At 53.6% G+C, this 18431-nt stretch carries 15 protein-coding genes; 6 read left to right on the top strand and 9 right to left on the bottom strand.

Annotated features, from left to right (window positions below):
- Window positions 1–12: 12 nt before the first annotated feature.
- The 8 genes from P8T57_RS18210 to P8T57_RS18175 form a co-directional block, all read right to left on the bottom strand.
- Complete coding sequence (locus P8T57_RS18210; protein ID WP_341363934.1) at window positions 13–1281, bottom strand: glycosyltransferase family 4 protein; 1269 nt, start codon at window positions 1279–1281, stop codon at window positions 13–15.
- Between the two features lie 21 nt (window positions 1282–1302).
- A complete protein-coding gene (locus P8T57_RS18205; RefSeq protein ID WP_007089940.1) occupies window positions 1303–2505 on the bottom strand; it encodes a glycosyltransferase in 1203 nt (400 codons plus the stop codon).
- A 126-nt stretch (window positions 2506–2631) separates the two neighbouring features.
- Window positions 2632–4212 carry an MBL fold metallo-hydrolase gene (locus P8T57_RS18200; protein ID WP_341363933.1) on the bottom strand — a complete coding sequence of 527 codons (1581 nt, stop codon included), beginning with the start codon at window positions 4210–4212 and terminating at the stop codon, window positions 2632–2634.
- 77 nt (window positions 4213–4289) lie between these two features.
- Entirely contained in the window at window positions 4290–5594 is a 1305-nt protein-coding gene (glp, locus tag P8T57_RS18195; RefSeq protein ID WP_341363932.1) for a gephyrin-like molybdotransferase Glp, read from the bottom strand.
- A gap of 63 nt (window positions 5595–5657) precedes the next feature.
- Window positions 5658–7427, bottom strand: a complete 1770-nt coding sequence (locus tag P8T57_RS18190; RefSeq protein ID WP_007089943.1) for an iron ABC transporter permease — start codon at window positions 7425–7427, stop codon at window positions 5658–5660.
- 12 nt (window positions 7428–7439) lie between these two features.
- Window positions 7440–8462: a Fe(3+) ABC transporter substrate-binding protein gene (locus P8T57_RS18185; protein WP_341363931.1), complete on the bottom strand. Its 1023-nt coding sequence runs from the start codon at window positions 8460–8462 to the stop codon at window positions 7440–7442.
- A 227-nt stretch (window positions 8463–8689) separates the two neighbouring features.
- Complete coding sequence (locus P8T57_RS18180; protein ID WP_341363930.1) at window positions 8690–9706, bottom strand: Fe(3+) ABC transporter substrate-binding protein; 1017 nt, start codon at window positions 9704–9706, stop codon at window positions 8690–8692.
- A gap of 159 nt (window positions 9707–9865) precedes the next feature.
- Window positions 9866–10699, bottom strand: a complete 834-nt coding sequence (locus P8T57_RS18175) for a 3'-5' exonuclease (protein WP_341363929.1) — start codon at window positions 10697–10699, stop codon at window positions 9866–9868.
- A 385-nt stretch (window positions 10700–11084) separates the two neighbouring features.
- Between P8T57_RS18175 and P8T57_RS18170 the strand changes: the two genes are divergently transcribed.
- Window positions 11085–12089 (top strand): ABC transporter substrate-binding protein, encoded by a 1005-nt coding sequence (locus P8T57_RS18170; RefSeq protein ID WP_233421859.1) that lies wholly within the window; start codon window positions 11085–11087, stop codon window positions 12087–12089.
- 135 nt (window positions 12090–12224) lie between these two features.
- Here the strand turns inward: P8T57_RS18170 and P8T57_RS18165 are convergent, their stop codons facing one another.
- The gene (locus P8T57_RS18165) at window positions 12225–12719 is read right to left on the bottom strand and encodes a MarR family transcriptional regulator (protein ID WP_007089949.1); all 495 of its coding nucleotides are present in this window, start codon (window positions 12717–12719) and stop codon (window positions 12225–12227) included.
- A gap of 239 nt (window positions 12720–12958) precedes the next feature.
- On the opposite strand from P8T57_RS18165, the gene proV reads away from it, so the two are divergent.
- From proV to P8T57_RS18140, 5 genes are all read left to right on the top strand, one after another.
- Window positions 12959–14164, top strand: coding sequence for a glycine betaine/L-proline ABC transporter ATP-binding protein ProV (gene proV, locus P8T57_RS18160; protein WP_341363928.1), 1206 nt, complete (start codon window positions 12959–12961; stop codon window positions 14162–14164).
- A complete protein-coding gene (gene proW, locus P8T57_RS18155) occupies window positions 14157–15263 on the top strand; it encodes a glycine betaine/L-proline ABC transporter permease ProW (RefSeq protein ID WP_341363927.1) in 1107 nt (368 codons plus the stop codon). The genes proV and proW overlap by 8 nt, the downstream gene beginning before the upstream one ends.
- A 63-nt stretch (window positions 15264–15326) precedes the next feature.
- On the top strand, window positions 15327–16343 hold the full coding sequence (gene proX, locus P8T57_RS18150) for a glycine betaine/L-proline ABC transporter substrate-binding protein ProX (protein ID WP_341363926.1): 1017 nt from the start codon (window positions 15327–15329) through the stop codon (window positions 16341–16343).
- 205 nt (window positions 16344–16548) lie between these two features.
- Window positions 16549–17415, top strand: a complete 867-nt coding sequence (locus P8T57_RS18145) for a proline/glycine betaine ABC transporter permease (protein ID WP_341363925.1) — start codon at window positions 16549–16551, stop codon at window positions 17413–17415.
- On the top strand, window positions 17412–18431 hold the full coding sequence (locus P8T57_RS18140; RefSeq protein ID WP_341363924.1) for a glycine betaine/L-proline ABC transporter ATP-binding protein: 1020 nt from the start codon (window positions 17412–17414) through the stop codon (window positions 18429–18431). Before P8T57_RS18145 ends, P8T57_RS18140 begins: the two co-directional genes overlap by 4 nt.

The raw sequence follows: 18431 nt of genomic DNA, 5'->3' as shown, positions 1-18431 counted from the left end.
TTTGCCGTCCCCCTACTCCGCCGCCGGTTGTTCTAATGTGCTTGTATCGAAAGCCCTATCAGCGCCAAATCGACGCGCCAGTTCTTTCATCCCGGTATAGAACGAGAATTTGCGTCGGACGATTTCATTGCCTTTGCGCCCCATCTGGTCGCGCAAAGTCGGATTACTTATCAGTTCCGCCATTGCCAGGGACAGTAACTTTGGATCACGTTCGGGAACAAGTTTGCCATTCAGGCCATCCGTGATCAGTTCCGGTATTGCTGAAATTGCGGTCGAAACCGCTGCAAGCCCGCAAAGCTGGGCTTCCATCAGAACATTGGGCAATCCGTCACGATCACCATCCTTTTCCACCCGGCTTGCCAGCACGAACAGATCAGCAGACTGACAGGCTGCAATTACTTCCTTCTGGTCACGCGGCCCTTGCCAATCGCAATTATCGGCAATTCCAAGGTCCGCTGCGAGCGATTTATATTTATCGCCATTACCGCCACCAATATGGACAAACCGCCAATGCAGATCTTTTGGCAAGTCGGCAAGGGCGCGTAAAAGGTCATCATAACCCTTTTTGCCAACCAGTCGACCAACCGACAGGATTGTCACCCGGTTATTGTCATCACGCCCGTCACGGGGGGACCGATCCGGCAGTTCTTCGGGGAACCGTGAAAAATCCAATCCATGATAAAGCAAATTCACTTTGGCCGAATCATCGGCAAGCTTTTGCAGATGATCGACATTGGCCTTCGTGCAGGTCACCAGCCAATCCATATCAGCCAGCTTTTCACGCATGTCCCAATCTTCGCTGGTGTAAATATCCTTGGCATGCGCCGAACAACACCATGGAAGACCGCGAATGATCGCGGCATATCGCGCAACCGATGCCGGGGTGTGCAGGAAATGCGCATAGATGCGTGTGATATCGTTCGGCAGCTCCGCCGCCATTACCAATGCCTGGGCGAAACGACGGGCGCGGTTCGGCGTGCGATCCCGGCGATAGTCCTGCCACCAGATGTTTCTGGCCCGACGATATCCCGGCATTTTGCGCGCCTTTAACCAGCCGCGAAACACGCGCATCGGTTCCTGATAAACATATTCTGGCAGGTAATCGATTTCAGCCATGATCCGTTCGTGGATCGGATGGCGTTTTTTATCGGTCGGATGACGCAGGGATACAATGCGATAAGGAATACCTGCCTGCTGAATACCGAGTATTTCCTGGGCAATAAAGGTTTCCGACAATCGTGGATACCCTTTCACCACGATTGCAAGCTTGTCGCATGTCATCTGTTGTTATCCCGGAAAATCTTACTCGGCAGCAAGCTGCGGCGGCAGCCAGCGTTCAACCTGATCGCCAACACTATCAAGGCCGCCCATCAGGTTTGGCACGGTCACATGCGACGGCTTTGGCTGATCAATCAGACTGCGAAGGGCCTCGGCCATTTGCATCGGCGGACGACCACCGTCCTCGGTCAGCATCTTGACCAGACCAAGCTTTTCGGCAGCCGACGCACGAACATATTGTTCAAGCCGCGGAACGGTTCGCGGCACAATGATTGCGGGTTTGTCAAAAGACAGAATTTCGCAGAAGGTATTGTATCCGCCCATCGCAATCACGCCAGCGGACCGATCCATCAACATTTCAACATTGGCATCAAAGGTGATGACCGAGAGCTTATCGATCTTTTCGGCGCGTTCCATGAACGCCTGCTGATCATTTGGTGCCATGAACGGGCCCAGCACAACAAGCGACGGAACCGGAATGTCAGGATCGGCTTCATAGGCACTGATCACCCAATCGACCAGATTAACCCCATCACCACCGCCACCGGTGGTGACAAGGTAATAGGGTTCCTCAAGACCAAGCGCGCCATGTTCCGGGGTTGGTTTGCGGGTGGCTGTACGCGGCAGATAGCCGGTATAGGTCATTTTTTCTTCGACACCCGGAGGCAAATCGATACCTTCAAGCGGATTGCAGATGTCCTTGAGGCCATAGACCCAGATTTCATCGTAAAGATCGGCCAGGGCCGGAACGCATTTTTTGCGGTCCCATTCTTCGCGCAGATTAACCGGGTCATCCATCACATCGCGCAAGCCCATGACAAGGCGCGTGCGGCGATGGCGAAGCATTTGAAGTGTCGATTCAACTTCGCCGCGCAAACCAAGCGGCTCCTTGTCGACGATGAACAGATCAGGGTTAAACACATCGGCGGTATGCTGAATGATGGATTCACGCATCGCCAGGGTCTGATCGACATCAATATTCAGGTTAAGTGACGTGTATTCACCATTCGAGAGCTTGATCACGCCCGGAATTCGCACAAAGTCGACTCGTGAACGAAATTCGAAACTGCCAATGATCGGCGATCCAGAAAGGATCAGCACAGATACATCGTCCCGACGCGAAACAAGCGCATGCGCAATGGTTCGGCAGCGGCGCAGATGGCCCAAGCCGAATGTATCGTGGCTATAGATCAGAACACGATAGCCGGTATTCCCCACGATCGACATATATCCGCCCGCTCTCGTAGTGTCCTTCGATACCTTCTCAACCCGATATAGGGTGACACGATATCGCCCGTTGGCAAGTATTTCCGTATTTTACGGTATTTAAAACCTGCCATCGGGCTATTGCTCTCACGCCGATGCGATATCTTGCAAGACTTTTTCGAGCAGGGCCTCGCGTTTTTCGTTGCTGTCGAGTGCACGAAGCTTTTCCGAAAGCTCTGTAACACTATGGGCATAGCGGTTATGCCAGTCGTCCCGGGACATTTCGCCAGCCGGCAGGCGCGGTTTGAATTCGGCCTGTTTTGCCTGCCCGCGTTTGAGCATAACGGTGTCATCAAGCATCGGAAGAGCGATTTTGCTTTCTTCGATACCGGCATTAATCATCGCCTGCTGCAAACCGGCACGTGCGCCATCTTCACCATGGGTCAGGAAAATACGCCGCGATACCGGCATACGTTCTTTTGTCCAGCGCAGAAGCATGTCCTGATCGGCATGACCGGAATAGATATCAAGCGTTCTGATCCGGGCACGGACATCAATCTCGTCACCGTGAATGCGGACATGTTTCGCCCCGCCCTGCAACACACGACCAAGCGAGCCGGCAGCCTGGAAACCAACCATCAACACCGTAGATTCAGGACGCCAAAGATTGTTTTTCAGATGATACCGAATACGCCCGGCATCGCACATGCCGCTTGCCGATAAAATGATCGCCCCGCTTTTAACCCGCGCCAGTTGCATGCTGGCTTCGGCATCGGGCACCATATGGAAATTGGGATGCGCCAAGCCACGAGCATCGTCATGAGACAGATGTTTGGCGAAAACCTCGGTCGCGCGCTGAGCCAGCGGGCTATCGACGAAAACATCCGCCTTGGGCAGCTTTCCACGGTTAAACAGGGTTGCCAGATCAACCAGCAATTCCTGCGTTCGGGCAACAGCAAAGCTTGGTATGACAAGGTTGCCGCCAGCCTGAATGGCAGCGCGAACTTCCACGGCAAGCATTTCACGACGTTCGGCGTCGCTGACTTCAGGACGGTTACGATCACCATAGGTCGATTCAACAAACAGATAATCGATGTTTTTCGGGCCTTCGGGGGCATCGTTAAACACCGCCTCTCCCGTGCCGATATCACCTGAAAACAGCAACCGCAAGGTGCGCGGTTCGCCATCCGGTGCCTCGTCATCCACTTCGACCTCGATCGAGGCCGATCCCAAAAGATGCCCTGCATCCCAGTAGCGTACCCGCAAACCCGGTAAAACTTCGCGCCACTCATGATAGTCGACAGGCTGCAAACGTTTGAGGGTCTTTTCCGCGTCTTCGCGGGTATAGATCGGGGTGACTTCCGGGCGGCCACGCCGGACATTGCGGCGATTAAGACGTTCGACCTCGGTTTCCTGAATATAACCGGAATCAGGCAGCATGTAGGTCAGAAGATCGCAGGTGGGTTCGGTCGCGTAGATCGGCCCGTTAAAACCGGCCTTCACCAGTTTGGGAAGCAACCCGGAATGATCAATATGCGCATGGGTCAGAAGCACGCCTCGAATATCCGCAGCCTTGAACGGAAAAGCTCCATAGTTCAGTTCGCGAACCGTCTTGCTGCCCTGAAACATGCCGCAATCGACAATGATATCACCACCGTCGGTACGCAGCAGATAACACGAACCGGTAACGCCACCCGCAGCCCCACAAAAAGTAACTGATACAGTCATCTGCTTTCCCCCCTTAATCCGTTGTTTTGTTATACATCTGCGAAAAAAGGCAGCAAATCCATGATCTGGATCAGTTTTTAAAACGCCTGCAAACCACCGAAGGGCAAATAAAGCACGCGATCACCCTTTTTAACCTGTCCGCAATCCTCGGCGATTTCAATCAGGCCTTCTGCCCACACCATCGAGGATAACATACCGGAACTTGCCGAATGATAAGGTATGGCAACCCATTGACCATCATCATCCTGCACAAGACGGGCACGCAACCATTCACGGCGCCCGGTACCACGACTGAAATCAAATCCGGCAGTTGCGGGCAATCGCACGGGGGCACAAACCTGATCAGCAGCCCCCATCATATGCAAAAGCAATGGCACGGCATAAAGCAGGCCTGACACCATCACCGAAACAGGATTGCCAGGCAAACCAATAACCACACAATCCCCGATACGGCCTCGCATCAAGGGTTTTCCGGGTTTGATTGCCAGTTTCCACGCCTGAATTTCGCCAAGGCTATCCACGACGGGTTTAAGCAGATCGGCCTTGCCAACCGAAACCCCACCCGACGTCATGATGACATCATGGGTTTGAGCCGCATCCTTCAAGGCCGTTTTCAGAACGTCGAAATCATCAGCCAGAAGACCGAGATCGGTTACCCTGCACCCGCAAGCGCGCAGCATACCGATCATGGCAAACCGGTTGGAATCGTAGACGCCACCGGCTGGAAGTGGATCGCCCGGCCTTGCCAGTTCATCCCCGGTCGAGAAAACGGCAACTGATAATGGTCTGGAAACCGGCAGGGACTGATACCCCTGCCCGGCCGCGACTGCGATATCCTGTGGGCGCAGACGTTTACCGGCTGGCAGGACAAACATACCGGTTGCAACATCTTCACCGCGCTGACGAATATGTTGATGCAGACGGGTTTTGGCGATCACGTCCTGCGGGATGATCAAAAGCGTTTCATCGGCATTGGCCGTGATATTTTCCTGAATGATGATGCAATCCGCACCATCAGGAATGGAGGCCCCGGTCGCAATGCGGATTGCCTGCCCGCGCGGGATTTCTCCGGCAAAAGGATGACCTGCCAGTGATACGCCGCCCACAATGATTTGTGCATCCGACGCCCCGACAAATTCCTGCAAATCGGCATGACAAAATGCATATCCGTCCATCGCCGAATTATCAGCAGACGGAACATCGACCCTGGCAACGATATCCTTGCGCAGGATTGCGCCATAACAATCAGAAAGTGGTGCCTCAATCACCGGGGCGCGAACAGCCACGTCGTTAAACGCAATACGCAGTGCATCTTCCAACCGGGTCAGGCCCGGTTGATGGCAAAGGTCGGTCTTGGCAGGATTTTTTTGCGACGTGGTCATCGGCAGCCTGTCGAATTTATCGGGATCATATAGCAGCGATAGTGGTCCGCCGGAACAGGAACGTCAATGGCGCGAAGATGCACTGCCATGCCCGGGGCGGGACCGAGAAATTGCACGGCTGAGCATAACCACCGGCACTACGCCGACAATGACGATGGTCAAGGCACCAAGTGCGGCCTGCTCGATCATTTCGTCCTTGGCAAACTGATAGACATGCGTTGCCAGCGTTTCAAAATTGAACGGCCGCAGAATCAGTGTCGCCGGAAGTTCTTTCATCGCATCAACAAAGACCAGAACCGCGGCGGCAAGAATACCGCCACGCACCATCGGGAAATGAATACGTTTCAACGTACCCCACGGGCTTTCCCCCAATGTCCGGGCGGCGTCATCCATACTTGGCCGGACCTTGCCAAGGGCGGCCTCGATCGAACCATAAGAAACAGCCATAAACCGCACGGCATAGGCAAACACGATGGCAAAGACCGTACCGCTTAGAAGCAGACCGGTTGAAATCCCGAATGTTTCGCGCATCACGGCGTCAACCGCATTATCAAACCTTGCGAATGGAATCAGAACCCCGATTGCAAGAACTGCCCCCGGCACGGCATAGCCAACCGACGCCATGCGGATGCAGAACCGCAAAAGCGGCTGCGGGAAAAGCCGCAGGGCATATCCCAGAAACACAGCACATCCGACCGCAACAAAGGTCGCAAGACCAGCAACCAGAAGGCTGTTGCCCGCATATTCAAAGAAGTCCGATGTCCAGCTTTGGTCAAAATAGCCAACGGAGTAATAGATCAGCACCAGCGACGGGATCACGAAACCCAGCACAATCGGCAGAACACAAACCGCCAGTGCAAAGAACTTGGCGACCGGGCCAAGCTCGTAGCCCGGTAATTCCTGAAAACGATTGGTTGTGTCGTGGAAGCGCTGGCGACGACGCGAATAGCGTTCGGCCACGATCAGGACAATCACAACCGCAAGCATGGTCAGCGCAATCTGCGCCGCCCCACCGGCATTTCCCATACCAAGCCAGACGTTGAAAATACCGGCGGTCAGGGTATGAACCGCAAAGAAATCGATGGTGCCGAAATCATTTAGCGTTTCCATCAACGCAATGACCACCCCAACCACGATGGCAGGCCGCGCCAATGGCAAGGCCACCGTCACAAACGAATTCCACGCCGAACGCCCAAGAACGCGCGCAGCTTCAAGGACACAGACCGATTGCGCCAAAAAGGCAGCCCGGGCCAGCATGTAAACATAAGGATACAGCGTCAGACTGAGCACCAGAATTGCCCCGCCCTTGGTCCGGATATCGGGGAACCAGTAATCGCGCGCCGATTGCCAGCCAAAAATTTCGCGCAACAGACGCTGAAACGGCCCGGCATATTCCAGAAGATCGGTATAAACATAAGCAACGATGTAGGCCGGAACCGCCATCGGCAGCAGCATTGCCCATTCAAAGAACCGTTTGCCCGGCAGGCGGCACATCGTTACGACCCATGCCGCCGACACACCGATCAATGTTACACCAACACCGACGCCCAGCATCAGAATGCCGGTATTTTTAAGGTATCGGGGCAACATGGTTGATGCGAGATGCGGCCAGATATTTTCGGTGGGGAACAGTGCCAGATAGACAACCGCAATCAACGGCGTCGCCACAAGAAGCGCTATAATGAACGCCCCGGCCAACCAGAGACCTGATTGGCCGCGCGGCAACCACCGCATCGAGGTTCCAAGCGACCGTTCGCGCAACGGATCAAGCGTTTCGGTCACGGCCGACGGCCGGATATCGCGATCATCTTTGGTCTGACAGGAATTGTTCACGCGAAGAATGCCCTATTCGTTAAAGCCGACTTCGTCGATCAGACGAATGGCGGCGCCACGATTGTTGGCAACTTCATTAAGCGGCAGCGTGTCGGATTTGAAAGTTCCCCAAGAACGGACCATTTCCGACCATGCCACCCCCGGCTTGACCGGGTATTCAAAATTGACGTCAGCATACATATGCTGCGCTTCGTCCCCCGATAGGAATTCGACCAGCTTGATCGCATTTTCCTTGTTGGGTGCATTCTTGATCAGCGCAACGCCCGAAATATTCACATGCGTACCGCGGTCACCCTGATTGGGGAAAACAATCCGGACATCCTTGGCGGCATCGGCTTTGTTCGGATCATCAAGCATCTTGCCGTAATAATAGGAATTGCCGATTGCCAGATCACAAACACCCTGCGATACGGCCTCGATCTGGTCGATATCGGCCCCTTGCGGTTTGCGAGCAAGATTGTCTTTCAGTCCCTGAAGCCAGGTTTTTGTGTATTCCTCGCCATGATGGGCAATCATCGAGGCCACCAGTGCGATATTGTAAACATGCATTCCAGAACGGACACAAATGCGCCCCTTCCATTCCGGATAGGCAAGTTCTTCGTATGTCGAAATGGCGTCGGGCTTCACACGATCAAGCGACGTATAAAAAACACGTGCACGAGTGGTCAGACCAACCCACAGATGGTCCTGATCTCGGAATTGTTCGGGGATATTGGCATCGATCACATCGCTTTGAAGCGGTGTTGCGATATCGGCATCAACGGCATCCTGGATGCGCCCGATATCAACCGTCAGCAAAAGATCAGCCGGACTGTTGCGGCCTTCATGTTTGATACGCTCGACCAGACCGCTTTGCGAAAACAGCGTATTGACCCGGATGCCGGTTTCCTGAGTGAATTGTTTGAACATCGGTTCAATCAGGAAAGGCTGGCGAAGCGAATATACATTCACCTCCTCGGCAGCATTCGCATGAAATGCCGTCAATCCGACCACCGCGCCCATAATGCCAAAGACCTTGTTGCGCAGTGAAGTCATCTTGAATCTCCTGAAATGGTCGCAAAGCGCTGGGGCAAGTAAGAATGATTTGTACTCGCTGTCGGGGAAATTAAAGGGCTGCTACCCTATTTTGCAAGAGCCAATAGAACATAACCGCCTTGTCCATGTCGGTTTGCGCCGCGGAATTGCCGGGTTTACAGACATAAAAAAAGGGACGGTAATGGTTACCGCCCCTTTCCGGAATGATTCGAAAACCGAAAATTCGTTTATTCGTTGTATCCCACTTCATCGATCATGCGTACAGCATCCGCACGCAGACGCGCAATTTCAGACAACGGCAGCTCATCAGCCTTGAACGTGCCCCACGACTTCACATAGTCGGACCATTCAACACCCGGCTTGACCGGATATTCGTAATTCACTTCGGCATAGATTTTCTGTGCCTCGTCACCCGAAAGGAATTCCATCAACTTGACGGCGTTTTCCTTGTTCGGGGCGCCTTTGATCAGGGTCATGCCGGAAATGTTCATCGACATGCCGCGGTCATTCTGATTGGGGAAGATAATATTTACCGATTCCGCCCATGCGCGCTGTTCCGGGTCATCAAGCATCTTGCCGTAGTAATAGGTATTGGCAATCGCGACATCGCATTCGCCTTCCTTGATCGCCTTGACCTGACCACGATCATTGCCCTGTGGCTTGCGTGCAAGGTTTGCTTTCAACCCTTCGAGCCATGTTTTGGCTTCTTCTGTGCCGTGATGCGCAATCATCGAAGAAACCAGCGCGATATTGTAATCATGCGTACCAGAACGGGTACAAACGCGGCCCTTCCATTTCGGATCGGCAAGATCTTCGTATGTGGCAATTTCGCCCTCGGTCACACGGTCTTTCGATGCATAAAGAGCGCGACCACGCTGGGTCAGCGCGAACCACTGATCGTTTTCATCGCGCAAGTGGGCCGGAATATTTGCTTCCAGAACATCACTATTGACGCCGTCGGTGACACCGGCATCGACGGCTTCCTTGATGCGGCTGATATCGACGGTCATCAGGACATCCGCCGGGCTGTTTGCACCTTCCTGCTTGATCCGCTCAACCAGACCTTTTTCCGCGAAGATCACATTGACCTTAACTCCGGTTTCCTTGGTGAAGCTCTCGAACAGGGGCTCAACAAGGAAAGGCTGGCGCAGGGAGTAGACATTCACTTCCTGTGCAGAGGCGGCCGAAGCCGTAACGGCGGCAGCACCCAACACCGTGCCACAGATGATTCTCCTGATATCCATCGAAACGTTTCCCTTGAAATCTTTTCACCACGACATGCGTTTGCAAGTCACTTGCAACAAGACACCAGCACTAATCGCAAATGATTCGCAATTCAATACAGATCACACAAAACGATCCCGTCGGTGTGAAACGCTTCACTTTGCCGAAACCGGGATATCTTAAAGCAGATTGAATGATCCGGCGCTTGAAGCCCGCCAGGCGTCGAGGAATTCCTGATAAGCCGGGATATCCCCTGCCCGTTCCTCAAGCCATGCGACGGTCAGATTGATGGCGTGATTATAACCGTCATGGTCGCTTAATCCGGTGTGGAGCACATAGCGAAGATAAAGAAGATAGGTGTTGAGAACATCCGTTTCGCAGTAACGACGAATGCCTTCAATCTCGCCATTGTCATACATGTCCGAAACTTTGCTACCATCAACGCCGGTCTTGCCCGGAAGATCAAGAGCGGCACAGACCTCGTTCATTTTGGTTCTTGCGGACGCACCATAGTCGGAAAGAACTTCGGCAAGGTCGCAATGCCAGTTTGGCGCATAACGCGACGTATAATTTTCCCACTTGTTGGCAGATTGGTGTAACCACCGCGCACTCACCCCATGCTTCATCGCGCGATATTTTAAAACTGGCAGATCAAACCCACGCCCATTGAAACTAACCAGTCTGGGGTAAATCTTTCCACAATAATCAAAGAACCCCCTCACTAAATCTTTTTCCTCGCTTGTCAATTTCCCGCCTGACCGAAGCTCTTCTATTTCATATGTCTCAAGATTTCCGTCACGTTGGATCGTGGCGCGCAGGAAACTGATCGCGACAACCTTGTGAAACGGCTGGCGCGGGAAACCGTTTCGACCATCGGTGATATCAAGATGATATTTTTCCAGCATCTCGCGGCCTGTTGCCGGATCAGGTGCGGTTTCGCCGGTCAATTGTGGCAGAACATCGATATCGGGAACGGTTTCGATATCAAAAACAAACAGACTGTCATGCGTCATGGTGCCCCCCGGCGAAAATGCGTTTGGCGCAGCATAAACATGCCACAGGAAAGTTTCACGAACTTCCGGTCAAAATTCCACCCCCGCAATCGTAAATACACTGACATCTCCTGACATCGTTGTCAGGAGGAGCGTTTTAGACTGCAACCCATCATGGCACATCACAAGTCCGGCAAATGTCGGCAAGCAGGGTTGCGTCATCTTTGGGCCCGAGGTTAAACTTTGACCTACCTGTATCAGGGGCAAAGTCCAGTCAGGGGACCAAATGAACAACCACTGGTGACATGACGGCATCCAACCGTCGGACATTGCATTTGATGCGCTTCCGGACCGTAGAAGATAATCAAAGGGAAAAATGATGAACATCCTGCCTACCGGAGCCGCAATGCTTATGGCCGCTGGCCTTGCATTTTCCACGCACACAAGCGCACAGGCACAAGATGCCAGTTGCGAGATTGATCGCCCGGTGATGTTCGCCGGGCTGAATTATGACAGCGCGCTTTTCCACAATGCTGTCGCGCGCTTTATCATTGAAAAGGGTTATGGCTGCCAGACCGACGCCCTGCCCGGTGATGTGATTCCGCTTTTGACCGGTGCGGGTAAAGGCGACATCGACGTTGTCATGGAAATCTGGCGCGATAACGTGGCAGACGCATGGAAAAAGGCAGAGGCCGCCGGAAATGTTACCCAGATCGGGGTGAATTTCGATGATGCCGTCGAAGGCTGGTTCGTGCCGCGTTATGTGATCGAAGGCGATAAGGAACGCGGGATCGAGCCGATGGCACCCGATCTGAAGTCGGTCGATGATCTGCCCAAATACGCCAAACTGTTCGAAGATGCCGAAGAACCGGACAAAGGCCGCTTTTACAATTGCCCGGCGGGCTGGGTTTGCGAAAAGGTCAATTCGGCGAAACTCGTGGCCTATGGCCTTGATGACAGCTTTACCAACTTCCGCCCGGGCACCGGTGCGGCGCTTTCTGCGGCAATCGCCTCTGCGCACAAGCGTGGCGAGCCAGCACTTTATTACTATTGGGGGCCGACATGGGTGATGGGTCTTTATGACAGCTATCGCCTTGAAGAACCGGCCTATGATCAATCGATCTTCGACAAGCTGAAAACAGATCCAAACCCGAAAAAAGCCACGGCCTATCCCGAAAGCACTGTTACGGTCGGGGTTAATACGGAATTCATGAAATCAGCGCCCAAACTGATCGAATTCCTGACGCATTATGAAACCAGCAACGCCATGGTTTCGGAAATGCTGGCCTATATGCAGGAAAACGAAGAAAAGCCCGAAGATGCAGCACTTTATTTCCTGAAAGAAAAGCCGGACGTTTGGAAAGCCTGGGTGCCGGAGAAAGTGGCAGAGCGGGTTGAGGCCGCGCTTTAAAAACAGGTATCAACCTGATCGCAATGCGGTCTTGCAAATGTTGATCACGGGGCAGATTTCGATCTGCCCCTTTTTGCTGCGCCTTCAAAATTGGTTAGGGGTGGAAACAATCGAGGCAATCCGGATTGCCCCATTCTAGTCCACGGAAAACCGATCGTGTCCGGTCGGCGGCCTGGGGTCGACTTCTTCGGTATCCATCAGGCGGGCAACATGCTGCAATGAGGTCAGAATGCGACTGCGCTCGTTCATATCAAGCATTTCATAGCGCTGCATGAATTCACCGTCCATCAGCGGTGGCGTATCGCTCAGTACGGCAAGCCCCTTGTCGGTAAGGCGACTATTGACCACCCTCTTGTCATCCGCGTTGCGGGCCCGCTCGATAAAACCGCGATCTTCAAGCCGGTTCAGGATCGTCGTAACGGTTGCCTGACTAAGCGAGACATGCCGCGAGATTTCCTTGACCGTCACCGCCCCCAATTCTTCGATTGCCAGAAGCACGACAAGCTGCGGAACAGTAAGACCACAAACCTTCATCACATGTTTTGAATGCAGATCGGTTGCACGAATGATCTGCCTCAGCGCGACCAGAACATCGAGAAACTCTCTTCTTTTCTGCTGATCCGTGATCATACGCGCCGTTCTCCCTGTCATGTTATCGGGCCAACTTAGCGCCATTATAATTTGACATCAAATGTTTTGATCTGTAACTATCAAAACACAGAATGTGACGAAATTGGGGGAGCAGGCGCGATCCGGCGCAAAGATCACACCTGTCTCGACATGACATTTTCAATGGATGACATCGCGTGGTTTCCGCAACCCGGGATCGACGACGCTTGTTGTCCGACAACAACAAATGACAAGGGCCAATGACCGATAAAATCGTTGTAAAGGACCTTTATAAAGTCTTTGGCGACCGTCCTGATCAGGCAATGCAGATGATCAATGACGGGATCGACAAAGCCGAAATTTTTGACAAAACCGGACAAACCGTCGGGGTTTGCGGCGCCAGCTTCACCGTCCGCCAGGGCGAGATTTTCGTTGTGATGGGGCTTTCGGGATCTGGAAAATCGACACTTGTTCGCCTGCTGAACCGTTTGATCGAGCCAACGTTGGGCCAGGTTCTTTATGACGGCACCGACATTGCCGCCATGAATGACGAAGAATTGCGCGAATTACGCCGCAGGGACATGTCCATGGTATTCCAGTCCTTTGCACTGATGCCCCATATGAGCGTTGTCGAAAATGCAGCATTTGGCCTTGAATTGGCGGGTGTTGCCGAAAACGAACGCCATGAGCGCGCCCTGAATGCGCTTGATCAGGTCGGACTGAAAGCACAGGCCAATTCCTACCCCGATGAACTTTCGGGTGGCATGCAGCAGCGCGTCGGCCTTGCCCGTGCCCTTGCCAACGACCCATCCGTTATGTTGATGGACGAAGCTTTTTCCGCCCTTGATCCGCTGATCCGTACAGAAATGCAGGACGAACTTCTAACCCTGCAACGTGAACACAAGCGCACCATCATCTTCATCTCGCACGATCTGGATGAAGCGATGCGCATCGGTGACCGTATCGCGATCATGGAGGGCGGCATTGTCGTTCAGGTCGGAACGCCTGAGGAAATCCTCAACAATCCGGCCAATGACTATGTCAAATCGTTCTTCCGCGGTGTTGATGTCTCAACAATTCTTACGGCCAAGGATATCGTCGTAAAACGCCAGGTTACTGTGATCGAACGCGAAGGTGTTGGCCTTAAAACAGCCCTTAACCGCCTGCGTAACGAAGACCGCGAATATGGCTATATCGTTGGTGACAAGCTTGATTTCCACGGGATCATTTCCGTCGACAGCGTCGATCAGGCGATCAAATCAGGTGCCGACAAACTTTCAGCAGCTTTCCTGCCTGATATCGCAGCCGTTTCCCATGACACCCAGCTTTCTGACCTGATCGGAACCGTGGCACATACACCGTGCGGCGTGCCGGTCGTCAATGAAAACGGCAAATATCTTGGCGTAATCAACAGAGCCAATCTTTTGGCGACTCTCGACCGCGAAGGAGATGGCGCAAATGGCTGATAACAGCAATCCGTGGGGTGCTGCCACCGATACCGGCGCGGCAGATGCAGCAAAAGACGCAACCACATCAGGTGCCTCCGATGCGGCCCGGAACGGTGCATCCAATCCATGGGGTGGCGGTGACGCTTCTGACACGGCAGGAGACTGGCTTTCGAATGCCGCCCCTGCCCCGGAACATCATTTTGATATCCTCCATCCGTTTCAGGATGCGGTCATTCCACTTGATATCTGGGTCAATCATGGGTTGGAATGGGTCGTCGATAACTTTCGCAGCGTCTTTCAGGCGATCCGCTGGCCGATTGATGCGGTCCTATCGGGTGTCGAAACCGGGTTGCAGGCAACACCAGCCATCGTTGTCATTCTGATCCTGTCATTGATTGCGTGGCAGTTGGCCGGTCGTCGCCTTGCGATTGGTACTTTGATTTCGATGATTGCCGTTGGTCTGATCGGTGCCTGGTCAGAAGCCATGGTGACATTATCATTGGTTATAACATCGGTTCTGTTCTGCGTGGTCCTGGGCCTGCCGACCGGTATCTGGCTGGCACGCAATGAACGGGCAGCAAATACGGCACGCCCCGTCCTTGACGCAATGCAGACAACACCTGCGTTTGTTTACCTTGTGCCTATCGTGATGCTGTTTGGTATTGGCAACGTTCCGGGCGTGGTGGTGACCATCATCTTTGCCCTACCGCCACTGATCCGCCTGACTATTCTGGGTATCCGTCAGGTGCCCAGCGATCTGGTCGAAGCGGCTCGTTCCTTTGGCGCCAGCCCGAAACAGCTTCTGTTCCGTGTTCAGCTTCCGCTTGCCATGCCGACAATCATGGCAGGTGTGAACCAGACCTTGATGCTTGCCCTTTCGATGGTGGTGATCGCCTCGATGATAGCTGTTGGTGGCCTTGGTCAGATGGTTTTGCGCGGCATTGGTCGCCTTGACATGGGCCTTGCCACAGTTGGCGGTGTCGGGATTGTGCTTCTGGCCATCGTGCTTGACCGCATGACACAGGCGCTTGGTCAGGATAGCCGCAGCAAGGGCACCCGCCACTGGTACGAAAGCGGCCCGGCCGCAGCTATCCGTTCCCTTATGGGCAAGAAATAGCCGGCACGCCGGTTTGAAAACAAGGGCAGAAAACTGCTCCAATCAACCAACAAGGAGAAGCTAATGACGATCCTGAAGAAACTTTCCACCGGTGCAGCCATTGCTGTCACCAGCTCGCTTCTGATCAGCAGCGCTGCTTTTGCCGACAACATGAAACCGGGCGAAGGCGTTGAAGTTCAGCCGCTTAAAAGCTCGATCGCCGAAGAAACATTCCAGACCGTTCTGGTGAACAAGGCGCTTGAAGAACTCGGCTATGACGTCCAGGACATCCAGGAAATCGAATATGCCGCTGGTCACGTTGCCATTGGTAATGGCGATGCAACTTTCATGGCCGATCACTGGAACCCGCTACATGCCGATTTCTACAAGGCTGCTGGCGGTGACGAGAAAATCTATCGCGAAGGTGTATATTCACCGGGCGCGTTGCAGGGTTACCTGATCGACAAGAAAACAGCTGATGAATACAACATCACCAATATCAGCCAGTTGTCCGATCCGGAAATCGCCAAGATTTTTGACAATAACGGCGACGGCAAAGCTGATCTTGCGGGCTGTAACCCGGGTTGGGGCTGCGAAGGTGTGATCGAACATCACCTTGATGCCTATGACCTGCGCGATACGGTGGCCCACAATCAGGGTTCCTATTCGGCGATCATCGCCGATACCATCACCCGTTATAAGGCTGGCGAGCCGATCCTGTATTACACTTGGACCCCTTATTGGGTTTCGGGCGTTCTCGTACCGGGCAAGGACGTTACATGGCTTCAGGTTCCGTTCTCGTCGCTTCCGGGTGAAAACAAGGAAGCCGATACCGCCCTTCCGGACGGTTCGAACTATGGCTTCCAGGTGAACAACCAGCAGATCATCGCCAACAAGGCATGGGCCGAAGAAAACCCGGCTGCAGCGAAACTGTTTGCGATCATGGAACTGTCGGCCAACGATATCTCGGCCCAGAACCTTCGCATGCGCGATGGTGAAAAGTCGGCCGAAGACATCAACCGTCATGCCGATGCCTGGATCAAAGCCAACCAGGCGAAATTCGATGGCTGGCTTGAAGAAGCACGTAAAGCTGCGATGTAATCGCGTTAAGGCTTTTAAGCTTTGACGTCTTTGACGTGTAAAGCAGCCCGCCTGAATGGGGCGGGCTGTTTTATTATCAGTTCCTGACGCAAAAAACTGTCAGGAGATGTCAGTCCCTCAAGCAATTAATCGTGCGCAGGCGGGATCATATTGCTAGGCTCCTACGTTCATTGGTTTTCTGAACACAACCGGCCGGACGCACACGATGTTTCCAGAACAATTGAATGTGCCCTTGGGCAAATGGGTCAATCGCTTTGTCGACTGGCTGGTGGTGAACTATGGCGATGCGTTTGAAGCGTTTGCCGACAGCCTGCTGACAATTCTGGTCTGGCTTGAACAAATCCTGCGCGGAACGCCTTGGTGGATCGTGGTGATCGCGGTTGCGGTCATCGGATTTCATGCCAGCCGCAACTGGAAAATTGCCGCCGGACTGGCAATTTCCATGGTTGCCATCGGATCGCTGGGGCTTTGGGACAAGGCGATGCAGACCCTTGCCCTGATGATCGTGGCAACGTCACTTTCGGTGATCATCGGCGTTCCAGTCGGTATTGCTATGGCGATGTCAAACCGGCTGCGCGCCGTGATGCTGCCGATCCTGGACACCATGCAGACCATGCCAAGCTTTGTGTATCTGATCCCTGCCCTGATGCTGTTTGGGCTGGGCAAGGTACCAGCTATCCTTGCAACTGTGATTTACGCGGCCCCGCCGGTAATCCGTCTGACCGATCTGGGCATCAGGCTGGTCGATGCCGAAGTTCTTGAAGCATCCCGGTCATTCGGAGCCAGCCGCAAGCAAATCCTCTGGAAAGTGCAACTCCCCCTCGCCCTGCCCAACATCATGGCCGGGATCAATCAGACGACAATGATGTCGATCTCGATGGTGGTGATTGCATCCATGATCGGTGCGCGCGGCCTTGGTGAACAGGTATTGATGGGCATCCAGCGCCTTGATGTTGGTGCGGGTATGGAGGCCGGTATTGCGATTGTGCTTCTGGCGGTTGTGTTTGACCGGATCGGTCAGGCTTATGGCAGACGGTCCCAACGCAGTCACAAGGCGGAGGAAAAGCCATGAGTTATATTGAAATCCGCAATATTTTCAAAATCTTCGGCCCAGATCCGCAAACAGCACTTAAACTGGCGCAAGACGGTGCCGATAAGGATGAAATCCTTGCCAAGACCGGCCATACGGTCGGCCTGCATGATGTATCACTCTCTGTCGAACGGGGTGAAACATTTGTGGTTATGGGGCTTTCGGGGTCAGGAAAATCAACCCTGATCCGGCATCTGAACCGCCTGATTGATCCGACGTCAGGCGAAGTCCTTTTTGACGGCACCGATATCCTTGCCATGAGCATCAGTGAATTGAATGCATTTCGGCGCAAAAGGCTTGGAATGGTGTTTCAGCGCTTCGGGCTTTTACCCCACCGCAGTGTGATCGACAATGTCGGCTATGGTTTGGAAATTCAGGGGATTGATCGCAAACCACGCGAAGATGCGGCTCGCAACTGGATCGAACGGGTCGGCCTTGCCGGATACGAAGATAAGTTCCCCGATCAGCTTTCAGGCGGCATGCAGCAGCGTGTCGGCCTTGCCCGTGCTTTAACAACCGATCCCGAAGTCCTTCTGATGGACGAGGCATTTTCAGCCCTTGATCCACTCATCCGCAATGACATGCAGGATGAGTTGATGAAACTTCAGGGCGAGCTTCATAAAACCATCGTGTTCATTACCCATGATCTGGACGAGGCACTTAAGCTGGGCGATCGGATTGCGATCCTGAAGGATGGCAAACTCATTCAGGTCGGTCGACCCGAAGAAATCATCATGCAGCCCGCTGATGCGTATGTACGTGCCTTCACCCGCGATGTGAACAGATCACGGGTACTGCGTGCCCGTACCTTGATGCAACCCGTTGCAAATGGCAGCGACATCAATGCGGGCTGGCCCAGGATTGCCGGGGACATGCGCCTTGAAGATATCCTGCCCGTCGCACTGGCGACCGAGGGATCAATGGCCGTGATTAACGACAGGCAAGAAACGGTCGGCATCTTAAGCAAACAACAGGTGATTGCAGCACTGGCCGCATAA

The organism is Thalassospira sp. SN3W (genome assembly GCF_038070535.1).
Lineage (GTDB): Bacteria > Pseudomonadota > Alphaproteobacteria > Rhodospirillales > Thalassospiraceae > Thalassospira > Thalassospira xiamenensis.
This window is presented reverse-complemented; position numbering and strand designations above follow the sequence as displayed.

Bases quoted from the DNA above. Each gene is read 5' to 3' on its own strand.
- proX (WP_341363926.1), top strand. From the start codon at position 15,327: ATGACGATCCTGAAGAAACTTTCCACCGGTGCAGCCATTGCTGTCACC.
- P8T57_RS18165 (WP_007089949.1), bottom strand. From the start codon at position 12,719: ATGATCACGGATCAGCAGAAAAGAAGAGAGTTTCTCGATGTTCTGGTC.
- P8T57_RS18185 (WP_341363931.1), bottom strand. From the start codon at position 8,462: ATGACTTCACTGCGCAACAAGGTCTTTGGCATTATGGGCGCGGTGGTC.
- P8T57_RS18210 (WP_341363934.1), bottom strand. From the start codon at position 1,281: ATGACATGCGACAAGCTTGCAATCGTGGTGAAAGGGTATCCACGATTG.
- P8T57_RS18170 (WP_233421859.1), top strand. From the start codon at position 11,085: ATGCTTATGGCCGCTGGCCTTGCATTTTCCACGCACACAAGCGCACAG.
- proV (WP_341363928.1), top strand. From the start codon at position 12,959: ATGACCGATAAAATCGTTGTAAAGGACCTTTATAAAGTCTTTGGCGAC.
- P8T57_RS18180 (WP_341363930.1), bottom strand. From the start codon at position 9,706: ATGGATATCAGGAGAATCATCTGTGGCACGGTGTTGGGTGCTGCCGCC.
- P8T57_RS18200 (WP_341363933.1), bottom strand. From the start codon at position 4,212: ATGACTGTATCAGTTACTTTTTGTGGGGCTGCGGGTGGCGTTACCGGT.
- P8T57_RS18140 (WP_341363924.1), top strand. From the start codon at position 17,412: ATGAGTTATATTGAAATCCGCAATATTTTCAAAATCTTCGGCCCAGAT.
- P8T57_RS18145 (WP_341363925.1), top strand. From the start codon at position 16,549: ATGTTTCCAGAACAATTGAATGTGCCCTTGGGCAAATGGGTCAATCGC.
- proW (WP_341363927.1), top strand. From the start codon at position 14,157: ATGGCTGATAACAGCAATCCGTGGGGTGCTGCCACCGATACCGGCGCG.
- P8T57_RS18175 (WP_341363929.1), bottom strand. From the start codon at position 10,699: ATGACGCATGACAGTCTGTTTGTTTTTGATATCGAAACCGTTCCCGAT.
- P8T57_RS18205 (WP_007089940.1), bottom strand. From the start codon at position 2,505: ATGTCGATCGTGGGGAATACCGGCTATCGTGTTCTGATCTATAGCCAC.
- glp (WP_341363932.1), bottom strand. From the start codon at position 5,594: ATGACCACGTCGCAAAAAAATCCTGCCAAGACCGACCTTTGCCATCAA.